This window comes from Pseudomonas sp. 30_B (assembly GCF_017491605.1).
Taxonomy (GTDB): domain Bacteria; phylum Pseudomonadota; class Gammaproteobacteria; order Pseudomonadales; family Pseudomonadaceae; genus Pseudomonas.
Window position 1 is genome coordinate 1 of the sequence record NZ_JAFGYY010000458.1, and the last position, 248, is coordinate 248.

At 62.9% G+C, this 248-nt stretch carries 1 pseudogene; it reads right to left on the minus strand.

What is annotated here, in order from left to right:
• A pseudogene (locus J5M67_RS29100) lies at window positions 1-248 on the minus strand (arylsulfatase); the annotation flags it as partial.

Sequence of the window (248 nt, forward strand, 5' to 3'; positions counted from 1 at the left end):
AGGTGCATGCGCGTGGTATTCATCCAGACGAAGAACGGTTTGTCGGCCTTGGCCTGCTTGTCCATGAAGTTGATGGCGGCCTGGGTGGTCTCGTCGTCGATGGTCTCCATCCGCTTCTTGTTCAGCGGGCCGGTGTCCTCGATCTTGCCGTCGGCGAAGGAATGGATCACCCCGCGCGGCGAAGCGGCCTTGATGAAGGCCGGGTCGTCCTTCGGCCAGTACGGGCGCTCCGGCTCTTCCTCGGCGTT